Source organism: Coprococcus intestinihominis, assembly GCF_040096555.1.
GTDB classification, from domain to species: Bacteria; Bacillota; Clostridia; order Lachnospirales; family Lachnospiraceae; genus Coprococcus_A; species Coprococcus_A intestinihominis.
In genome coordinates this window covers 1-20,255 of the sequence record NZ_JBBMEK010000551.1, presented here as the reverse complement: position 1 = coordinate 20,255, position 20,255 = coordinate 1, and the positions used below count along the sequence as shown (strand labels likewise).

At 41.6% G+C, this 20,255-nt stretch carries 15 protein-coding genes, 1 pseudogene and 1 riboswitch; of the genes and pseudogenes, 4 read left to right on the top strand and 12 right to left on the bottom strand.

Translation table 11 applies throughout. From position 1 onward, the window contains the following. The first annotated feature begins 82 nt into the window (after window positions 1–82). From WMO25_RS18860 to WMO25_RS18910, 3 genes and pseudogenes are all read left to right on the top strand, one after another. A protein-coding gene (locus WMO25_RS18860; RefSeq protein ID WP_435384330.1) for an IS3 family transposase occupies window positions 83–1,659 on the top strand; the annotation gives its coding sequence in 2 pieces (ribosomal slippage) (window positions 83–545 and window positions 545–1,659; 1,578 coding nt in all). A gap of 118 nt (window positions 1,660–1,777) precedes the next feature. Beyond that, window positions 1,778–2,296: pseudogene (locus tag WMO25_RS18855) on the top strand (AzlC family ABC transporter permease); the annotation flags it as partial. Further along, window positions 2,221–2,448 carry an AzlD domain-containing protein gene (locus WMO25_RS18910; RefSeq protein WP_353963884.1) on the top strand — a complete coding sequence of 76 codons (228 nt, stop codon included), beginning with the start codon at window positions 2,221–2,223 and terminating at the stop codon, window positions 2,446–2,448. The pseudogene WMO25_RS18855 and the gene WMO25_RS18910, both read left to right, overlap by 76 nt. Here the strand turns inward: WMO25_RS18910 and WMO25_RS18850 are convergent. The 12 genes from WMO25_RS18850 to WMO25_RS18795 all read right to left on the bottom strand — a co-directional run bounded on the left by WMO25_RS18850 (window position 2,429) and on the right by WMO25_RS18795 (window position 16,625). After that, window positions 2,429–3,805, bottom strand: a complete 1,377-nt coding sequence (locus WMO25_RS18850; RefSeq protein WP_349086790.1) for an NAD(P)/FAD-dependent oxidoreductase — start codon at window positions 3,803–3,805, stop codon at window positions 2,429–2,431. The genes WMO25_RS18910 and WMO25_RS18850 overlap by 20 nt on opposite strands. Then, window positions 3,792–4,127 carry a GNAT family acetyltransferase gene (locus WMO25_RS18845; protein WP_227082267.1) on the bottom strand — a complete coding sequence of 112 codons (336 nt, stop codon included), beginning with the start codon at window positions 4,125–4,127 and terminating at the stop codon, window positions 3,792–3,794. Before WMO25_RS18845 ends, WMO25_RS18850 begins: the two co-directional genes overlap by 14 nt. A 50-nt stretch (window positions 4,128–4,177) precedes the next feature. Beyond that, entirely contained in the window at window positions 4,178–7,465 is a 3,288-nt protein-coding gene (locus WMO25_RS18840) for an RICIN domain-containing protein (RefSeq protein ID WP_349086789.1), read from the bottom strand. Between the two features lie 490 nt (window positions 7,466–7,955). Next, window positions 7,956–8,276, bottom strand: a complete 321-nt coding sequence (locus tag WMO25_RS18835) for a hypothetical protein (protein ID WP_117539235.1) — start codon at window positions 8,274–8,276, stop codon at window positions 7,956–7,958. Beyond that, complete coding sequence (gene phoU, locus WMO25_RS18830) at window positions 8,260–8,916, bottom strand: phosphate signaling complex protein PhoU (RefSeq protein ID WP_117539237.1); 657 nt, start codon at window positions 8,914–8,916, stop codon at window positions 8,260–8,262. The genes WMO25_RS18835 and phoU overlap by 17 nt, the downstream gene beginning before the upstream one ends. Beyond that, entirely contained in the window at window positions 8,916–9,668 is a 753-nt protein-coding gene (gene pstB, locus WMO25_RS18825) for a phosphate ABC transporter ATP-binding protein PstB (protein ID WP_015513235.1), read from the bottom strand. Before pstB ends, phoU begins: the two co-directional genes overlap by 1 nt. Window positions 9,669–9,689: 21 nt before the next feature. Continuing rightward, window positions 9,690–10,574: a phosphate ABC transporter permease PstA gene (gene pstA, locus WMO25_RS18820; protein ID WP_215631968.1), complete on the bottom strand. Its 885-nt coding sequence runs from the start codon at window positions 10,572–10,574 to the stop codon at window positions 9,690–9,692. After that, complete coding sequence (gene pstC, locus WMO25_RS18815; protein WP_178441637.1) at window positions 10,574–11,428, bottom strand: phosphate ABC transporter permease subunit PstC; 855 nt, start codon at window positions 11,426–11,428, stop codon at window positions 10,574–10,576. The genes pstA and pstC overlap by 1 nt, the downstream gene beginning before the upstream one ends. Window positions 11,429–11,498: 70 nt before the next feature. Beyond that, the gene (locus WMO25_RS18810) at window positions 11,499–12,446 is read right to left on the bottom strand and encodes a substrate-binding domain-containing protein (protein WP_349086786.1); all 948 of its coding nucleotides are present in this window, start codon (window positions 12,444–12,446) and stop codon (window positions 11,499–11,501) included. Between the two features lie 416 nt (window positions 12,447–12,862). Further along, window positions 12,863–13,750: a cation diffusion facilitator family transporter gene (locus WMO25_RS18805; protein WP_349086784.1), complete on the bottom strand. Its 888-nt coding sequence runs from the start codon at window positions 13,748–13,750 to the stop codon at window positions 12,863–12,865. Between the two features lie 100 nt (window positions 13,751–13,850). Further along, window positions 13,851–13,953, bottom strand: a riboswitch (NiCo riboswitch). 73 nt (window positions 13,954–14,026) lie between these two features. Next, window positions 14,027–14,866 (bottom strand): MBL fold metallo-hydrolase, encoded by an 840-nt coding sequence (locus WMO25_RS18800; RefSeq protein ID WP_349086781.1) that lies wholly within the window; start codon window positions 14,864–14,866, stop codon window positions 14,027–14,029. 76 nt (window positions 14,867–14,942) lie between these two features. Then, entirely contained in the window at window positions 14,943–16,625 is a 1,683-nt protein-coding gene (locus WMO25_RS18795; protein ID WP_349086779.1) for an N-acetylmuramoyl-L-alanine amidase family protein, read from the bottom strand. Window positions 16,626–16,808: 183 nt separating this feature from the next. Between WMO25_RS18795 and WMO25_RS18790 the strand changes: the two genes are divergently transcribed. Continuing rightward, on the top strand, window positions 16,809–20,048 hold the full coding sequence (locus WMO25_RS18790) for a phage tail tip lysozyme (RefSeq protein WP_349086777.1): 3,240 nt from the start codon (window positions 16,809–16,811) through the stop codon (window positions 20,046–20,048). The last annotated feature ends 207 nt before the right edge of the window (window positions 20,049–20,255 follow it).

Sequence of the window (20,255 nt, the reverse complement as noted above, 5' to 3'; positions counted from 1 at the left end):
CCCTGTGTGTTAGGATAATTGTCAGTGAAAGATAATTACTTTTGTGGTAGTATATAGCTATCACAGGAAGGGAGCTTTCACTATGAACTATAGTCCAGAATTAAAGGATGCACTCCTCAGGAGAATGCTTCCACCAAATAATGAATCCATTACCAAGATATCCAGAGAAGAAGGTATCTCTGAACAGACACTTCGCAACTGGCGGGATAAAGCCAGAAAGGAAGGCTATGCTGCTCCTGGTACGGATGCTGTTCCGGATGACTGGAGTACACAGGATAAATTTTTAGTTGTTGTTGAAACAGCAAGCATGAATGAAACGGAGCTCGCTGAGTATGCCCGTAAAAAAGGGCTTTATGTTGAGCAGATCAAAGCTTGGAAAGATGCCTGCATGAATGCAAATGGCGGTATCGCTAAAGAGGCTTCCCGGCTTAACCGTGAACTCAAGGATTCTGAAAAGGAACGCAGAAAACTTGAAAAAGAATTACAGCGCAAGGAAAAGGCTCTTGCAGAAGCAGCAGCTTTACTTGTACTGTCAAAAAAAGCAAATGCGATCTGGGGGGATCCAGAGGACGAATGATCAGCGCCTCAGACCGCAAGAATGCTGTATTGCTGATCAATGAAGCCATTACATCGGGAGCGTCCTGTAAAAAGGCATGTGAGCGTCTCGGAATCACGGAACGGACTTTCTACCGTTGGAAGAAGCGAAAGGCAGATACGGATTCCTATGAGGATGGACGTCCCTCAGCAGATCATTCAGATCCTGCCAATAAGATACCAGCAGAGACACGTCGGGAAATCGTAAATATCTGTAACAAACCAGAATACGCCAGCCTGGCACCATGTGAGATCGTTCCGGCATTAGCCGATGAAGGTATCTATATCGCTTCTGAATCAACTTTTTACCGTGTGTTGAGGGAAGAAAAAATGCTGAACCACCGTGGACGCAGCGAAGCACCAAAACACAACCGTCCATCTACATACAGCGCAACAGGTCCGAATCAGGTGTATATGTGGGATATCACATATCTGAATGGTCCACATAAGGGTATGTTTTACTATCTGTATCTTTTCTCAGATCTTTACGATAGGAGTATCGTTGGCTGGGAAGTCTACGAGGAAGAAAGTGCCGACTATGCCAGCAGTTTGATTAAAAGGATCTGTTTAAAACAAGGGCGGCTTACTACGGAGCCATTAGTCTTACATTCTGATAATGGCTCACCCATGAAAGGCGCTACAATGTTGGCGACCCTGTATCAGCTTGGTATAACTCCTTCAAACAGCAGACCGCGTGTAAGCAATGATAACCCCTATGCCGAAAGTCTTTTCAAAACGTTGAAATATCGTCCTAACTATCAGCCCAAAGGATTTGAAACATTGGAAGAGGCTCGGGAATGGGTCAGCTTGTTTGTAAAATGGTATAACCACGATCATCATCACAGTGGTCTAAACTTTCTTACTCCTTATCAGCGCCGCAGCGGATCGTCTGACAAGATACTGTCTAAACGTAAAGAAGTATACGAAGCTGCTAAAGCAGAGCATCCAGAACGCTGGAATGGACGTGCAACCCGTGACTGGAGTCTTCCGGATACTGTATATCTGAACCCGGAAAAGGTACACGAACAATCCGAAAAAGCTGATAGACAGATGGCTGTTTCATAAAAATATATTCATTCAAAATGATGGTGATCAGGTACAGAACAATATCTGATGACGTGCACGAATAAAAAATATATATTTTTACTGACAACTACCTTGACAATCAGCGCCCGTCCTCTTCGGCTATATTTTTCTCGGTATCGCTTTCGGTATTGTGCTTCAACAGGCCGGTTTTAATTTTATATGGGCTTTTTGCATCAGTCTTTTCCTTTATGCCGGCTCCATGCAGTTTGTCCTTGTGCCGCTGCTGGCTTCAGCCGCTTCGCCCCTGACCGTCGCCGTCAAGACACTTTTCGTCAACAGCCGCCATATTTTTTACGGTCTGTCGTTTATTGAATCCTTCAAAAAAATGAAGACGCAGCTCTACATGATTTTTTCTCTGTCGGATGAAACCTATTCCGTCCTCTGCAGCTGCAAAAACGAAGATCCGGAGGAAAAGAACCGACCAACCTGGTTTCTCATCAACCTGTTTGACCAAAGCTACTGGATCATCGGTTCTGTCATCGGCGCTCTGCTTGGTCAGGTACTGCCATTTGACTTTACCGGTATTGATAAAAGCGGCAGATGCCGGCTTTCCTTAAAGAAATCGCCGACAAACTGCCGCCTGCTATTATTGCTGTTCTGGTTATCTACTGCCTGAAGGGTCCACTGACTGTCCTCGACACCGAAACCATTGCCGCCGCCATCGCCATTGCAGGTATTGTCATCCTCCATCTCTGGAAACGCATTACGCTGTTAAGCGTGGCCGCCGGAACTGTTCTGTATATGATTTTTATTCTATGCCTTCCATAATGCGTCTTGCCACAAATACGCCGCTGGCTGATGCATGAGACAGTGAGTGTGTCACACCGCTGCCATCGCCAATGATATACAGCCCTTTATGCCGTGTCTCAAGATTCTCATCAATAGAAACTTCCATGTTGTAGAACTTAACTTCCACGCCATAAAGCAGCGTATCTGCATTAGCTGTACCCGGAGCGATCTTGTCCAGTGCATAGATCATCTCAATGATACCATCAAGGATTCGCTTCGGAAGGACAAGGCTCAAATCTCCCGGTGTAGCCGACAATGTCGGTACCACAAGACTCTCTCTGATACGTTTTTCTGTACTTCTTCTTCCCCGAATCAAATCACCGAAACGCTGTACAATCACACCGCCGCCCAACATATTGGAGAGGCGGGCAATACTTTCACCGTAACCGTTGCTGTCTTTAAATGGCTCTGAGAAATGTTTGGCCACAAGAAGCGCAAAATTCGTATTCTCTGTTTGAAGTTCCGGATTTTCATAGCTGTGACCATTCACTGTGACAATACCGTTGGTATTTTCCGCTACAACTGCGCCCTTCGGATTCATACAGAAGGTACGTACCAGGTCTTCGAATTTCTCTGTTCTGTATACAATCTTACTCTCATAGAGTTCATCCGTCAAATCCGAAAATACAACGGCAGGCAATTCAACACGGACACCAATATCCACACGATTGGATTTTGTTGGAATATCCATCTCCTGACAAACGGTCTCCATCCACTTACTGCCGCTTCGTCCAACGGAAATAATGCACTGTTTGCAAAAATAGCTCTCATCCGAAGTATGAACGCCATAGTCCTCGCCTTCTTTTGTTACATGCTCCACAGCACAGTTGAAAAAGAAATCCACTCTGTCTTTCAGCTCCGCAAAAAGCTGCTCCAACACAATATAATTCACATCCGTGCCAAGGTGTCTGACCGAAGCATCCAGCAGATGCAGGTTATTCTGGATGCAAATCTTCTTAAACTTTGTATCGCCGGTTGAGTACATCCGGGTGCCTTCGCCGCCATGGCTCATATTGATATCATCTACATACCTCATCAGTTCCATGGCTTTCTTCTTGCCAATGTATTCATGCAGTGTTCCGCCGAATTCATTGGTAATGTTGTATTTACCATCGGAAAATGCACCGGCCCCGCCAAAACCGCTCATAATGGCACAGGAAGGACATCCTACACAGTTCTTGACAGTATCCCCATTAATCGGACATTTTCTCTTCTCAAGTTCTCTGCCCTTCTCAAAAACGGCAATCTTCAATTCCGGTTTCTTCATGGCCATTTCCCAGGCTGAATAAATACCGCCAGGACCTGCGCCGATAATAATCACATCATATTGTTTCATTCTTATAAATCCCCTCTTCCCATGACGCATTCAACCATTCAATTACCTGCGCTTTTCCCTCTTCACTAAAAGGAAAAAGCTGTGTTGTCTTAAGGGCATCCTGTGTCTTTTCATAAGCAAAAGGCTCTGGCCAGATTACTGCCAAAAGCCCTTCCTCCTTCAGGATATTGCCCTCTTCGTCTTTTGCTTCTTTTTGTTTAATGATACGGTATCGCATTCCCTGATAACTTCCCGTAAAAGGGTTGCCGTAGTTATAAAAATTCAGGGATAGAATATCATCAGATGTAATCATCTGCCCACCATCCTTTTGATTCTCTGACAAAATATCTCACTTCCAAAATATATAGCATTTCGGAAGTGAGTTTTGAACAGTTATTTAACAAGGCTCCAACGCTGAGCTTTACCCATATTATAATTCCAAATTTCGATATTCTTGCCATTCGCCGGAACACCGCTGTATAAATCCAGGCAGCTTGTTGATGAGCATTTCGGAACCAGATAATAGCTTCCTGTGCCATCCGAAAGTACCTGCCACTGCGTTGCTGATGAAGACAATTCTACATTAGAACCGGATGCCGAACCCTGTCCTTTTACAGAAAGATACAGACCGGAACCTTCGTTCTTAATTATGTAGTAACCATTGTTCTGATAAGTGAACTGGAATCTTCTGAAAGCAATATTGCTGTTTGACCATAAAAGAAGATTCGTACCTGGTGTCTTCCTGTTATGATCAACAGAAATGGCATAATTCTTATTCTGAGCCAGAACCAGTCGATAGGTGCCATTAGAAACAGTTCTGCCATTGCTCATTACCATAAAAATCCGGTTAAGCAGCGTATAGGTACCGGATGCTGTCGTTACAGTTACCTTATAACGATAGGCACCTGCCGGCAATGAACCAAATTTAATGCTTGTATCAAGATTCTTCAGATTATAGGCATTTGCATTTGTCTGCGCTGTCTTTCCAATCTTCATTCTGCCATTCGTATCATAAGCACCAACTGTCACAGATGTGATCTTCTCGCTTGATGAAACTGTGCCCCGAATGCTGAATGACGATCCCTGCTGCATATTGCCCGGTATAGTCTGACCGCTGATGGACGCTCTAGCTGTCTGATTTGGCTGTGAATTTTGGCCAATCAAGTACCATCTCTGTGATCCCAACAGATTATACTTCCATATCTCGATATTTTTACCATTTTGAGCAATACCGCTATATAAATCCAGGCAGCTGGTAGTTGAACACTTTGGTACAATATAGTAACCACCTGTTCCATCCGGCAATACTTGCCATAAGGCTGCTGATGATGCCTGTTCTACATTCGCTCCCGATTTTGCTGATTGCCCCGTTACAGAAAGATATTGACCTGATCCTATATTTTTTATCGTATAATATCCATCCCCCTGATAAATAAACTGAAATTGACGGTGTGGTATATTAGCTTTCGCCCACAGCAATATATTTGTTCCAGAAGTATTTCGATTATGATCAACCGAAAGTGTATATCCCTGATTTTGTCCTGATGCAATAAGATATATACCATCTGAAATTGTACGATTGCTGCTTGTCACCATAAAAATCTGATTTATCAAAGTAGATGTTCCTGATGCTGATACAGCAACAACTTTATACCGATAAGCTCCCGGTGTTAAAGCACTAAATTTAATACTTGTATCAATATTCTGAAGATTATATGATGTACTGTTCGGTGCAACCGTTTGACCTATCATCTGCTTGCCACTAGTATCATAAACCCCTACCGTAACGGATGTGATATTTTCACCCGAAGAAATTATGCCACGAATATCAAATGATGATCCCTGTTTCATATTTTCAGGTATACTCTGTCCAGAAATGAAAGGCTTTGCTGCCGTACCAGCTAAATACCAACGCTGTGACCCCAGCATATTATACTTCCATATCTCTATATTCTTGCCATTTTCAGGTTTCCCGGTATACAAATCCAGACAGCTAGTCGAAGAACAATTCGGAAGAATATAATAACCGCCTGTACCGTCTGAGAGTACCTGCCATAACGTAGCTGATGAAGACTGTTCTACATTCGCTCCTGATTCTGCCGACTGACCGGTTACAGAAAGGTATAAGCCCGACCCTACATTTCTAATGGTATAATAACCATTTCCCTGATAGCTGAACTGAAACTGTCGATGCGGGATATTTGCACGATCCCACAGAAGTATATTCGTTCCAGGTGTATTTCTGTTATTATCAACTGAAAGTCCCTTATTCTGATTCTGAGCAGATGTAATCAAATAAATACCATCTCTAATTGTTGCTGAATTACTTTTTACGGAGAAAATTTTATCCAGTAAAACTGATTCTGCTTTAGCAGTTTTCGCCATTACCTTATAATGATATATACCACCTGTAAGCCCGCTAATCTTCACTGATGCATCCAATGCAGAGAGATCATAACTTTTCGTACCTGGATAAGCCACACCTCCTGTAATCTGGTTATTATTTCTATCATATACACCAACTGTTACTGACTTCAATGGCAATCCAGAAGTAACTGTACCTCTCACTGCAAAAGACTCTCCTGCATTTATGCTCTGGGGCTCTGAATACCCTGATAAAGACGCCTTTTCGGAATTTCCGTCGGAAATCGGCTCATACCAGAAATTTCCGTCTACAACACCTGGGATACCATCAACCAAAATTGTAGAAGCATATTGCCAGTAATCATAATCGCCTGCATATCCTGTCTGCTGTGTATAATGTGCTAACCAGATACTATATTTACTGCTGATAGCATCTGCGTCCAAATTGTTCTCAAGCATTCCCTTATTCGCATAAACCATCGGTGTATAGCCTTTTTGGCTTGCATACTCACAGAAAGCAAGACACACATCTGTAGCAGCCTGACGGGATAAATTCGCATTGTAAAGTCGCCCCGTTAACGCCCCATAACTCTCAGCATATTCATAATCCAAAACCATTGGCAAATCAATCTGATGCCCCTGCAGCCATCCGATCACCCAGTCAACTTCCTGTCTTGCCTCATCCGGTGTAATGGCCTGAGAATAAATATATACACCAACTCTGATGCCCTGGGCCTGTGCTCCCTCAATATTCTTAATCAAGTACGGATCCTTGCCCGGATTGCCGGCACTTCCCCATCCTCTGTATCCGGCACGGATAATAGCAAATTCAACACCATCGGCTTTTGCCTTTGCCCAGTCAATATCTTCCTGCCAACTGGATACATCCACGCCATAATGAATGGTATATCCATTATTAAAACGTGAATTATGTATATACTCATCTGGTACCGCACTCATTATTGCCGTACTGTACTGTTTCTTCATTTCCTTCCAGTACTGTGGATCATCTGCGTACTGCGGGTCTACTTCCGGTTCATCCTCCGTCTCATCCATAGTCTCTGTCTCAGATGCCTTTGATGTATCTGACGTCGCTTTTGTATCGGAAGCCTTCTCTGTTGATACAACAGAAGCACTTTCTGTCTCAACAACTGTTTCTGTCTCCGTTTCTGCGGCATCCTCCGTACTGTCAGCGACATCTACCACAACAGCCTGCTGTCCGCTCAGATTGTCCGCTGTTCCCGCATCTGCAAAAGCTGATAATGTCGACGGCATCATCAACGCTATGACACATATTGCAGATATAAACTTTTTCATTTTCCTCTACTCCTTTGTTGTCTCTATATCTGTCATTATCATTTCCTATTCTAGCTTACCAGTTGCTCCATCTAAATGCAACCTATTTTCACAGATATATGGCTATTTTTCATAATTCTTCATGATTTTAATCGTTGCTATTTACTATGCAAAATGTTATAATCATACTAACGCTTAAATCTACGGTACCTGTCTGCGATACGGCAGATGCTGTCGGCTGTGTGCAGAATATCACGGGAACCAGGAATGCTTTTATTCCTACCACTTACATACAACATTCCATTGATTCTCTGTACATTCTGCCGGACGGATATAATGAATGATCATAGGCCGGTTTATGGCAGGCTCCGCAGATTTCCGTGTTTTACAAACAATCTGAAAATGACCCGTATACCGTGATTTCCACAGCATACGGGTCACTTTTATTTCAAGACTCGCTCGCATATCCTAATACGGAATTCGTTTCTGCTTACAGACATCCTTCCTGTATTCAGGTCAGATTTTCATGCATCAGATAGATCATTCCGCCGATCAGTCCGCCAAAGACACCTGCATAAGCTGTGATCAGAAGGATATTCATCTGATATAATGCCTTTGGTATCTCCAGGATATCGCATCCAATCTGACAAATCAGCCATGTCAGATCACACCAGAGCAGTGTATGCACCAGCAGGAACAAGCTGACAGGACGCACATGTTTTCTCAGTGCCAGAATATTCAGTTCATACCACATACGCTTCATCATCATTCTCTCCCGCCTTTCTTTTATCTCTCCTGCAATCTCATTGCACAGCTTAATTATCTGCCTCATCTACATGCTTGCCTGTAATAGAATAAATCACCCATTCAGCAATATTGGTGGCATGATCACCGATACGTTCAAAGTATTTAGCCACCATCAACAGATCCGCCGCCTCAAAACTCTTCACATGATTATCCTGGATACGCTTAACCAATGCCATTTTAATCTGATCAAAGAGATCATCTACCACATCATCATTATCAATAACATTGTGGGCTACATCCAGGTCTTTTGTTACATATGCCTCTGTACCACGGACAACCATCATCATTGTTTCATTGGCCATTTTCTGAATCAGTGATATTTCATCAATATCAGATACATCTCCCAGCTGCAGCGATAACTCCGCAATATCCGAGGCCTGATCCCCGATTCGCTCCATATCTGTGATCATCTTCAATGCTGAGGAAATCTGTCTCAGATCTCTTGCCACCGGCTGCTGCTGAAGCAGAAGTTTCATACACAGTGCTTCAATATCGCGTTCCATGTGATCAATATCCATATCATAATCAATGGTCTGCTTTGCTTTATCCGTATCGTGACCAATCAGGGCATAAACACCCATTTCGATGGCTCTCTCAATCATATTGCCCATCTCAATAATGTCGTCATTAAGCTGCTTTAACTGTAAATCGAAACGATTGCGCATTAGCCAAACCTCCCTGTGATATAATCTTCTGTTCTCTTATCTCTCGGCATAGAGAAGAGTTCTTCTGTTTTGCCGTCTTCAATCACTTCACCCAACAGGAAAAAGACGGTTCTGTCTGAAACACGGGTCGCCTGCTGCATATTATGAGTGACCATGATGATGGTATAATCTTTTTTCAATTCCAAAACCAGATCTTCAATCTTGGAAGTTGAGATTGGGTCCAAAGCAGACGTTGGTTCATCCATCAGGATGACATCCGGCTGCACAGCCAGTGCTCTTGCAATACAAAGTCTCTGCTGCTGACCACCAGAAAGTCCAAGGGCACTCTTATTTAATCTGTCCTTTAATTCATCCCAGATTGCGGCTCCTCTCAGTGAGCGTTCCACAATTTCGTCCAGTTGGGATTTTTTGTGGATACCATGGGTTCTCGGTCCATATGTAATATTGTCATAAACACTCATCGGAAAAGGATTCGGTTTCTGAAAAACCATACCTACTTTTTTTCTCAGCACATTGACGTCCATATTCGATCCGTAAATGTCCTCACCGTCCAACGTCACTTTACCGGTAATCTTGCATCCCTCCACCAGATCATTCATACGATTCAGTGATTTTAAAAATGTTGATTTACCGCAGCCGGACGGTCCGATAAATGCGGTGATCTCGTTGGCCGGAAGCTTTAGGTTGATATCCTTGAGCGCCTTGAAATCACCATAATATAAATCAAGATGTTCTACATTAAATTTATCCATATCTATTCCTTTCTCTTTCTTCTAGGCCTTCGTAAATTTCTTGGCGATCAGTGTGGATAATCCATTGATAATGATAACAACAACCAGTAGCACAACCGCCGTTGCATAAGCCTGATCCGTATGCAGTCCTTCACCGGATAACACATACATATGAACCGCCAGTGTTCGTCCTGATGACATCAGGTTTTTTGCAATATCCGGTACAGTTCCGGCTGTAAAGATTAAAGCTGCTGTCTCACCTACAATACGACCAATAGCCAGAATAATACCTGCCAGTATACCCGGAATTGCTGACGGCAGAACAATTCTAAAAACGGTTCTCAATTTACCGGCTCCCAGTCCATAACTGCCTTCACGGAATGAATCCGGCACTGACAAAAGGGCTTCCTGCGTCGTACGCATAATAGAAGGCAGAATCATAATGGAGAGAGTAAATGCACCGGCCAGTATAGAATATTTCCAATGGCAATAGGTAACGAAAAACAGCATACCGAAAAGGCCATAGACAATAGATGGAATACCTGCCAGTGTTTCCGTTGTCACACTGACAACACCTACCAGTTTATTTCCTTTTTTAGCATATTCAACCATATAAATAGCTGAGAAAATACCAAGCGGTACTGCGATCAGAAGAGCCAGAATCGTCATAATCAGCGTATTAATGATCGCCGGAATCATGGACACATTTTCTGATGTGTAAGTCAATGAGAACAGGTCTGGACTGAGATTTGGGACGCCCTTAATCAAAATATAAAATATCAGGTAACCCAGCACGCCAATCGTAATAATCGCTGAAAGTAAAACAAGTACTGCCAGAAGGAAAGATAATTTGCTTCTTTTATAAGCTTTCAGGCGCTGTCCAAAAGTGACTTTATTAATTGCTTTAACGCCGTCTACTTCACTCATTATTTCTCCCTCCTTTTAATAACTGAAAACAACAGATTGATCAGAAGAATAAATACAAATAATACAACACCTGTCGCAATCAATGCTTCTCTGTGAATACCTGTTGCATACCCCATTTCAATGACAACATTGGCTGTCATGGTTCGTACACCCTTAAATATACTGTGCGCCATCGCCGGCTGATTACCTGCTACCATGATAACCGCCATTGTTTCACCGATCGCACGTCCAATACCAAGGACAACGCCGGCCAGAATGCCGGATTTAGCAGCCGGAAGCACCGCAAAGAATACACTTCTTTCATGATCTGCTCCCAATGCCAGAGATCCTTCATAATAACTGTTCGGCACTGCACGAATCGCGGATTCAGAAACACCGATAATGGTGGGAAGTATCATAATGCCTAACAGAATGGATGCTGCCAGCATAGAATTACCTTTGCAGTTAAATGCCGCAAATGTATTTCGGAGCAGTGGCACCAAAACTTCCATACCAAAGAAACCATAAACAATCGATGGGATACCCGCCAGAAGTTCTACTGCCGGCTTCAAAATTTTATACAGGCTGCCTGGGCAAAACCTTGCCATGAAAACAGCCATAAATATACCAATTGGAACACCAATGATGATGGCCCCTGCTGTAACATAAATACTGCCGAGAATCATCGGTAAAATACCAAATAAGTTATTGCTTGGTTTCCAGACAGTTCCTCCAAGGAAATTCAGCGGTCCAATCTTGCCAATGGCCGGAATACCACTTGAGAAGAGGAAAACACAGATCAGTAAAACTGCCAGAATAGAAACACAGGCCGCCACCAGAAAAACGATTTCCATTACTTTTTCTTTAACTTTCATAAATACTCCTGCATCCTAAAACATGGGGACTGTCCGGAGACAGCCCCCAATTCATTGACTCGAATACTGCTTACTGAACATCTGCCCAGACTGTTGTTTCACCTGTGAAGATAGATTTTACCTGGTCACTTGTCAGGTTCTCTACAGGGTTTTCATTGTTGACAATAACTGCGATACCATCCTGTGCAATTGTTGTTGCTGTTACACCTGTTTCTGTATCTTTCAGATCTCTGGAAGCCATACCGATATCACAGATACCTTCCTGTGTAGATGTAACACCTGTTGTGGAATCGGATGTCTGAATTTCAATATCTGCATTTGTGTTCACTGCAAGATAAGCTTCTTTTAATTTTTCCATAACCGGAGATACACTTGAGGAACCTGCGACAACGATTTTACCTTCAGGCTTACTGCCTGCATAAGCTGCTGCATTCTGATCGATCTTGATGTAACCGTTCTGTTCAATGATATCCTGACCTTCAGCACTCATAATATAATCTACAAAATCCTTTGCCACATCACTGAGTCCGTCTTTTGTTACAATATTAAACGGTCTTGCTACTTTATATGTGCCATTTGCAACATTATCTGTTGTTGCCTCGGCGCCGTCAATCTTAACAGCCTTTACTGTATCGTTTAACGAACCAAGTGAAATATAACCGATTGCATATGGATCACCAGCTACGCTTGTCATCATAACAGATGTGCTGTTTGTAATATTTGCTTCCACTGTTGTATTATCAACCTTTGTACCATCAGCGGCTTTCTCTTCTACACCAAACAATTCTATGAAAGCACCTCTTGTACCTGAACCATCTTCACGTGAGTTAACACTGATTTCTTTGCTTGTATCAAAATCGCCTGTTGCTGCAGCAGCTTCTGTCTGTGCTGCTTCTGTGGCAACTTCCGTAGCGGCACCGCTTGCTGCTGTTGTTTCTTTAGATGATGAACTTCCGCATCCTGCAAGGCTTCCTACAACCATTGCAAGTGTTAATACTGTACAAATAAATTTTTTCATTTCTCATTTCTCCTTCTTTGAGATTTTCCTTTTTAACTCTTTGACTTCTCGTGTCGCTATTAAAGATAAAACTTCCATGTAAAATCTAAAACCAGGGTTATGTAAAATTCATGAAAAAAATACGAAAATTCAGGGCGTGCGGCCCCAGACATAAAAAGGCTTCAAAAAGGCCATTCAGTCACAGGATTGCTTCCGCTGCCAACGTCTGACAATGGTACATAAGGCAGTACAATACACTGCCTAAGTACCAGCCGCCGTTGAAACCCCTGTGTCTGAATGGCCTTTTTGAAGCCTATTCTAAAGCTTTTTACCGCACGCTATTAAATTTTCAATACTGTTTCACCTAAACCTCTGTCTAAGTAATTTTTTATCATTTCTTGCGCTTTTAAACAACACAGCATTCTGCATTTATTATTTTATGCCGGGTTGACGTGAACCATGCAATGTTTGACCAATGGGAACTGCTGCTCTATGGCATGATGGACATTCTCAGCAATGGCATGTGCCTCCCACAATTTTTTATCACCATCCGCTTTGATCTCAATATCTACATAATACTTTGACCCGAAACTTCTTGTCTTCAGAAGGTCAATGCCTTCTACACCCTGAATATTCATAATGCAGTCATGCATTTCATTCACGGTTTCCTGATCGCATGATTTATCCGTCATCTTGCTGATGGCATCTCTGAAAATGTCGACAGCTGCCTTGACAACAAACAGACAGATGACAACACTGGCCAGAGGATCCAGCATCGGGAATCCCATTCTGGCTCCAAAGATACCTACGAAACTTCCGACTGATGATAATGCATCGGAGCGATGATGCCATGCATCTGCCATTAATGCCCCTGAGTTAATCTTCTTGGCTGCATTTCTTGTATACCAATACATGATTTCCTTGACAACGATAGAAATAACGGCTGCCGCCAGTGCCAGCATTCCAGGTACTGCCAGTGTGTCGTAATGACCAGCCGTCAGTTTCTGAACACCGGTTAAACCGATGCCGACACCGGTCACACCTAAAAGAATAGCCAATATAATAGAAGCAACACATTCAAATCTGTCATGCCCATATGGATGATCTTCATCCGATGCCTTACCAGAAATCTTAACTCCGATAATAACAATAATTGTGCTGAACACGTCAGATGCTGAGTGAATGGCATCTGAGATCATCGCTCCTGATGATGCCATCAAGCCGGCAATCAGTTTAAAAATAGATAACATCAGGTTCACAGCAATACTATTCGCTGATACCTGCATCGCAATTTGTTCATTTGTCTTTGCTTTTACATTCTTCATCAATAACACCCTCCGTTCTGAAATGAAACGATTCTAATACTCGCTCTCTCCATATTCTGCGGCAGATGCTTATAAACATAAAAAGCACCTGCGGAACACCAACTGTCCCGCAGATGCTTCACCATTTCATTCATCTGCTGCCCGAAAGGGCCCGGCTGCGATCGCTTATAAAAAGTGCGCCCCGCCTGATCAGTTTGTACTGTATATATGCAGTGCAAAGAGATTATCTATACTATAGTACGCGGGTACACAGTTAGTCAAGCGTAAACCGGCATTTTATTGAAGCTTATTCTCATCATAAACGACATAGATATATTGAATATTTTCAATGGCTTCACATGGCTCACGATGCTTCAATGCCTTCTGTCCTGTTCTCGGATGAACAAAGCCACGATCCGTCTGCGGATTAATGCAGCTGATGGTCCTCAACAGATCATTGATGATAGTTACCGGGAAAATAATATCTCTGTGAGAGGCCACAATTCCCGTCAACGGAAGTAATTTGATATCCATCAGATGCCCTACATATTCCGCCAACGGTGCACTTGTATCAAACAGTATCCACAAACTTTCGCTGATATTGTCCCCTGAAAACAAAAGTCCCGTTTCATGGTCAAATACAACAATAGAGCCCTTTGTATGTCCCGGCATAAAAATAATTTCTTCTTCTCGTCCGCCCAGATCAAAGATCTGTCCATTCTTCAACGGTTCAAAATGTCTTGTATGCTGCTGCCCCCAGGCTTTCTCATCAAAATCATCCGGCCACACAGGAGGGAGACCTGCCGCAGACCGATCCCTCTTAAACTTTTCAACAATCAATGTCTTCTGCGTTGCTTCATACCAGAGATAAGTTGGTACATCCATCAGATTCATATAAACCGTCGGAAATTCATAATTGCCGCCGCAATGATCTGTATGTCCATGTGTCAGTACCACTTCCAGAGGTTTGTCTGTCAGCGTTCTCACAAATGCTGCCAGATCACCAAATCCATAACCCGTATCGATCAGCAATGCCTTCTCCTCGCCTATAATCAATGTTGTATAAACATTGCCCGGTTCATAGATATGGTAAATATTCTCTGCAATTTTCAGTGGTTTATAGTATGTATCACTCATCTCTGTCGCTCGCTTTCTGTCGTTCTCTATCAAAGTCAATGCTTATTGGAATATTGGAATGCGCTGTCCTACTCACTTAATCAATACCAGACACATCTGTGTCATAAACACATTCTTTTGTTACAGCGTCCACTCGGATAACATCACCATAAATAACATCATCTTCATCTGTATTCTCATCAAAATCAGCATCATCCTCTGTAACTATGGCGTAAATATAGTATTGCGGATTCGAATGTCCATCTACCATCTCTGGCTCAGCTGACAGATATTGCACATAGTGACCCTTAATGATTTCTAAATCCTCATCACTGATCGTCTCTTTAAGGAATTCATGTGCTGCGTCTATAGCTGTCTTAGCATCTATCATTGGTATCTGCTTACCATCGGCACCATAAAAGCCCCATACGCTATCTTTAATCTCAATCAAACCAGTCTGCATTGCTCCCGTTATCGTATGGAAATAATACCCTTTTCCATTAATATTCTGTTCACCATAACGCATTGCTCCATCTGTTCCATAATAAACAGTCTTTGTACCGCCGCCTTTTACTGCTATATTTTTAAATCCAGTCTGCATTGCTCCCGTTATCGTATGAAAATAATACCACTTTCCATTAATATTCTGTTCACCATAGCGCATCGTTCCATCTGTTCCATAATAAACAGTCTTTGTACCGCCGCCTTTTACTGCTATATTTTTAAATCCAGTTTGCATTGCTCCCGTTATCGTATGAAAATAATACCACTTTCCATTAATATTCTGTTCACCGTAGCGCATCGTACCATTGCTATCATAATAAACAACCTTTGTACCGCCTGTTTTTACTGGAATTGTTTTTAATCCAGTCTGCATTGCTCCCGTTATCGTATGAAAGTAATACCACTTTCCGCCAATATTTTGTTCGCCATAGCACATTGCTCCATCCTGTCCATAATATACAATTTTATTTGGTAATTTTTGAAAACCAGTCTGCATTGCTCCCGTTCTTCCATCAAACAAATACCACTTTCCATCTACATGCTGTTCTCCATAATGCATATTGCCCTCTGTATCATAATAGACTGTTTTTTTCTGTCCATTACGCATGGTAATTGTCTGAAGTCCAATCCATAACTCACCTGTTTTCTCATCGCAATAACACCATTTACCATCAATACGCTGCTCGCCATGCTGCATCGCACCAGTTCTTAAATGAAAATAATAATATTTTTCTCCAATTTTTTGTTTACCATAAAGCATCGCTCCATCTTGCCCATAATAAACAGTTTTCATACCGCCTGTTTTAATAGGAATACTTTGCATGCCAGTCTGCATAACCCCATTTTTGTCAAAATAATACCACTTTCCACCAATATTTTGTTCCCCTACACATTTATCCCCATTTGCATCATAATAATAACTCTTTCCATCCTCTGACTGCCATCCTGCCTTTTCTTGATTGTTTGGAGCTAGTACAATTGTTGTTTCATTATTATCCTGTTTCGGTGTCTTGGTCAAGACTGCTGGCTGGCTATCCTTTTCTGATGTCTGACTCACATCATACTGAATAATTCCGCCGGATGCGATAAACTCCGATTCATCTTCTGACTCAATTACTGTTCCATTTTCAACTTGTTCTTCCTGTGTTTCTTCCACACTCTCTGATGATTCCTGCATCTCTGTCGATATCATCGTTGATGTTACATCTTGTGCATACACTGGCTGTGCCAACATTAACATTGCAATAACCGTTGCCGTAAATCTTCCCTTTTTCATTATCATACTTCTCCTTTCTGTTTAACTAATTCCATTATACAATTGCTTTATCCTATAGTCAATTTGATGTTTTCTTCTAAAAATTAAACAGATTAATTTTTTTACAAAACTATCAAAACCTTTACGAATCCATTGCATTTATGATATGATATTAGTAATATTTTAAGAAAGGGGTTAACAAAAATGAAACAAAGTAAATGGTTGTTTCGCATAACAGCTGCTTTATTAAGCGGTTCTTTACTCTTGACAACTATTTCTTTTCCGGCCATGGCTAATGATACTTCCGTATCCGCCTCATCCGGTACAGAAACGGTAATAGATGAAACTGAAACAACAACTTCTACAGAATCCACTGCTGAGACTGATAACTCTACTGCGTCGTCCGAAACAGAAAGTGAAATCAAAGCGGTTTCTGCTTACCACACAATTACAAGTTTTGCACCTCTCCCAGATGAATACAAAGAATTTTATCTTTCTTATTATGATAAGCCATCTGAGGCAGAGCTTATTGCTGAACTACCAACGTCTTTAACTGTATACCTTGATAGTTCTTCCGATCCACAAGAACTTCCTGTAACCTGGGAAAGTGTAGGTGATTTTGATTCTACATCTTTCTGTTACTATGAATTTGACCCCGTATGGGATACTGACGTCTATACGCTTACGGATAATGTCGAAACACCTTATATAGGCGTCCAACTTGCCACGTCCGAAGCTGTTAACCTTGCTGCTAATAACCAAAGCTCCTCCAATGAATCCATTATTTATAATTACCTTATTAATGAAATGGGATTATCTATATCTGGCGCTTGTGGTGTCCTTGCCAATATTCAGGCAGAATCTGGCTTTAATCCAAACCTTTACGGAGACAGCGGTTCAAGTTATGGTATCTGTCAATGGCGCGATGGCAGTGATGTAAAACGCTTTACAGCCTTAAAAAACTATTCTGCTGACTGGGATACATTAGAAGGTCAATTAGATTACCTCCACTATGAATTAAAGACAGACTATCCATCTTTACTTAAAAAGTTAAAGAGTGCAGACAATAATGCCGATGGTGCCTATCAAGCAGCTTATGACTGGTGCTATGATTTTGAAAGACCTGCTAATACCAAAAATATGGCTATCTCCCGTGGTAATCTTGCCCGTAATTCTTACTGGCCAAAATATTCCTCCTCACAAACTGATAAGGAGCCTATTACAATCGCCAATGCAACTGTGCCAAACCCAATGACACAAGGCAGCCCTTTCAATATTGCCGGTATTGTTTCTTCAAAAAGCATCATTACTTCTATTACTATAGGTGTATATGATATAAATGGCACATTAAAAATTGGAAAAACAGTAACACCTAACACTACTTCATATGATTTAAGAAATGACAACACAAGCATTAAGTTCAGCGCACTGTCAGCAGGAGGATATAACTATCGTGTAGTTGCTGTTACCAATGGAAATCAAGTTACTTTAATTAATAATCCGTTTATTGTGCTTAGTACAAATCGCACGATAGCAGACGGCATTTACCAAATTACTGCTAACCAGAACACTGAATATACGTTATCTATAGATCATAACCGTAATACCTCTGGTACAAACGTCCTTTTATGGGAAAAAGCTAATATTCCTCACCGTAGATTCAAATTTACATACCAAAATAATGGTTATTACACGATTCAGAATATTGGTTCTGGTCTCTATTTGTCGATTACTAATCAATCAAGTGTCTCTGGTGCCAATGTTGAACAATCTGCATCTGCTTCCTTATGGCAAGTTCTGACTGATGGCGCAGGTTCCTATTATCTGATTCCAAAGAATGCAAACAATTGCTGTTTAAATCTTTATTCCAATACTGTAGGCAATGGTAAGAATATTGATATTGAAACATATAATTCTTCCGCATCACAACGTTGGAATTTAGTATCACCGCCTTCTGCCCCTTCTATTACCGGACAGACAATTCCTCAAAATATGACTCAGGGTTCGTCCTTTGACATTCGAGGAACCATCTCTGCTGGTGAAAAATTGACTTCAGTGACAGTCGGTGTTTATGACACCAGTGGTAAACTAATGGTTGGTAAAACAGTTTCTCCAAATACGTCTTCCTATAATTTGAAAGATGTTGATACCAGCATTAAGTTCAGTAGTTTACCAGTGGGAGGCTATCGTTACAAAGTTACGGCTTCTACTGCTTCTGGCAATCGCACGTTTGTTAATCAGATTTTCATGGTTCTCAGTACAGGAAGAACAATAGCTGACGGATCCTATTTAATTAATTCTGCACAAAATCAGGGATATTCTCTTTCGGTTGACCATAACCGAAATATTTCCGGCACCAACATTCTTCTTTGGCAGCGAGGCGATATTCCACATCGTCGATTCCAGTTTATCTACCAAAGTAACGGCTATTACACAATTAAAAATGTTGGTTCTGGTTTATATCTTTCTGTCACCGGTCAATCCTCAGCTTCTGGTGCAAATGTCGAACAATCTTCAACAGCAACTTTATGGCAAGTGCTTCCTGACAACAAAGGCGGCTACTACATTGTTCCAAATTGTTCAGCAACCAGCTGCCTTGATTTATATAGCGGAATACCAGCTAACGGTAAAAACATCGAAACTTGGAAATATAATCTTCTTGGCTCACAGCGTTGGTATTTGACTGGATCCAGTTCCAATTCCTCGTCTAAACCTACTCTTTCGGGTCAAACAATTCCGGGCAACATCCGTCAGGGATCATCATTTGACATTCGAGGAATTATTTCCTCCAATGAAAAATTAACCGCTGTTACCGTTGGAGTTTATGATACCAACGGTAACATGAAGATTGGTAAAACAGTTTCTCCAAATGCTGTTTCCTACAATCTCAAGAGCATCGATACCAGCATAAAATTTAGCGCCTTGTCCCCAGGAGGTTACCGATACAAAATAACCGTCTCTACTGTCTCTGGTAATTACACGCTTGCCAACCATATTTTCATGGTTATGAGCACAGGGCGCACCATTACAGACGGTATTTATATGATTGCTTCGGTAAATAATCAGAATTATTCACTATCAGTCGATCACAATCGTAATACTTCTGGTACTAACATACTCCTATGGCAGCGTGCAAGTATTCCTCACCGAAAGTTCCAGTTTATTTACCAGAGTAACGGCTACTATAAAATCAAAAATATCGGTTCCGGCCTATATCTTTCTGTAACTAATCATTCTTCTGCTTCCGGCGCAAATGTTGAACAGTCTTCATCTGCAACTCTATGGCAGGTGCTTCCTGATGGCAGTGGCAGTTACTATATTGTTCCCAACTGTTCTTCCACAAGCTGTTTAGATCTCTACAGCGGTGTCCCAAAGAACGGTCAGAACATAGAAACATGGAAATATAATTTACTTGGTTCTCAACGTTGGTTGCTGATAAAGTAATTCAAGTAATTATCTTAGATCATAAGTCCATATACGTTGCAACAACAAATAAGAGCCACCTATGATATCTATAAATCATAGGTGGCCTTTCCAATTCCACTGTCTTATCTAAAACATTTAACTTTTTTTAAACATTCTTCCAATAATACTTTCTTTTGAATTCTGTTTCTCAACAATGCAAAAACGCGAATTACTCCTTTCTTTTTC

What these genes read in the sequence shown, in the direction of transcription:
- phoU (WP_117539237.1), bottom strand. Translation starts at nt 8,916, where the DNA reads ATGCGCAATCGTTTCGATTTACAGTTAAAGCAGCTTAATGACGACATT.
- pstC (WP_178441637.1), bottom strand. Translation starts at nt 11,428, where the DNA reads ATGAAAGTTAAAGAAAAAGTAATGGAAATCGTTTTTCTGGTGGCGGCC.
- WMO25_RS18790 (WP_349086777.1), top strand. Translation starts at nt 16,809, where the DNA reads ATGAAACAAAGTAAATGGTTGTTTCGCATAACAGCTGCTTTATTAAGC.
- WMO25_RS18850 (WP_349086790.1), bottom strand. Translation starts at nt 3,805, where the DNA reads ATGAAACAATATGATGTGATTATTATCGGCGCAGGTCCTGGCGGTATT.
- WMO25_RS18910 (WP_353963884.1), top strand. Translation starts at nt 2,221, where the DNA reads ATGCCGGCTTTCCTTAAAGAAATCGCCGACAAACTGCCGCCTGCTATT.
- WMO25_RS18810 (WP_349086786.1), bottom strand. Translation starts at nt 12,446, where the DNA reads ATGAAAAAATTTATTTGTACAGTATTAACACTTGCAATGGTTGTAGGA.
- pstB (WP_015513235.1), bottom strand. Translation starts at nt 9,668, where the DNA reads ATGGATAAATTTAATGTAGAACATCTTGATTTATATTATGGTGATTTC.
- WMO25_RS18795 (WP_349086779.1), bottom strand. Translation starts at nt 16,625, where the DNA reads ATGAAAAAGGGAAGATTTACGGCAACGGTTATTGCAATGTTAATGTTG.
- pstA (WP_215631968.1), bottom strand. Translation starts at nt 10,574, where the DNA reads ATGAGTGAAGTAGACGGCGTTAAAGCAATTAATAAAGTCACTTTTGGA.
- WMO25_RS18840 (WP_349086789.1), bottom strand. Translation starts at nt 7,465, where the DNA reads ATGAAAAAGTTTATATCTGCAATATGTGTCATAGCGTTGATGATGCCG.
- WMO25_RS18800 (WP_349086781.1), bottom strand. Translation starts at nt 14,866, where the DNA reads ATGAGTGATACATACTATAAACCACTGAAAATTGCAGAGAATATTTAC.
- WMO25_RS18805 (WP_349086784.1), bottom strand. Translation starts at nt 13,750, where the DNA reads ATGAAGAATGTAAAAGCAAAGACAAATGAACAAATTGCGATGCAGGTA.
- WMO25_RS18835 (WP_117539235.1), bottom strand. Translation starts at nt 8,276, where the DNA reads ATGAGGCAGATAATTAAGCTGTGCAATGAGATTGCAGGAGAGATAAAA.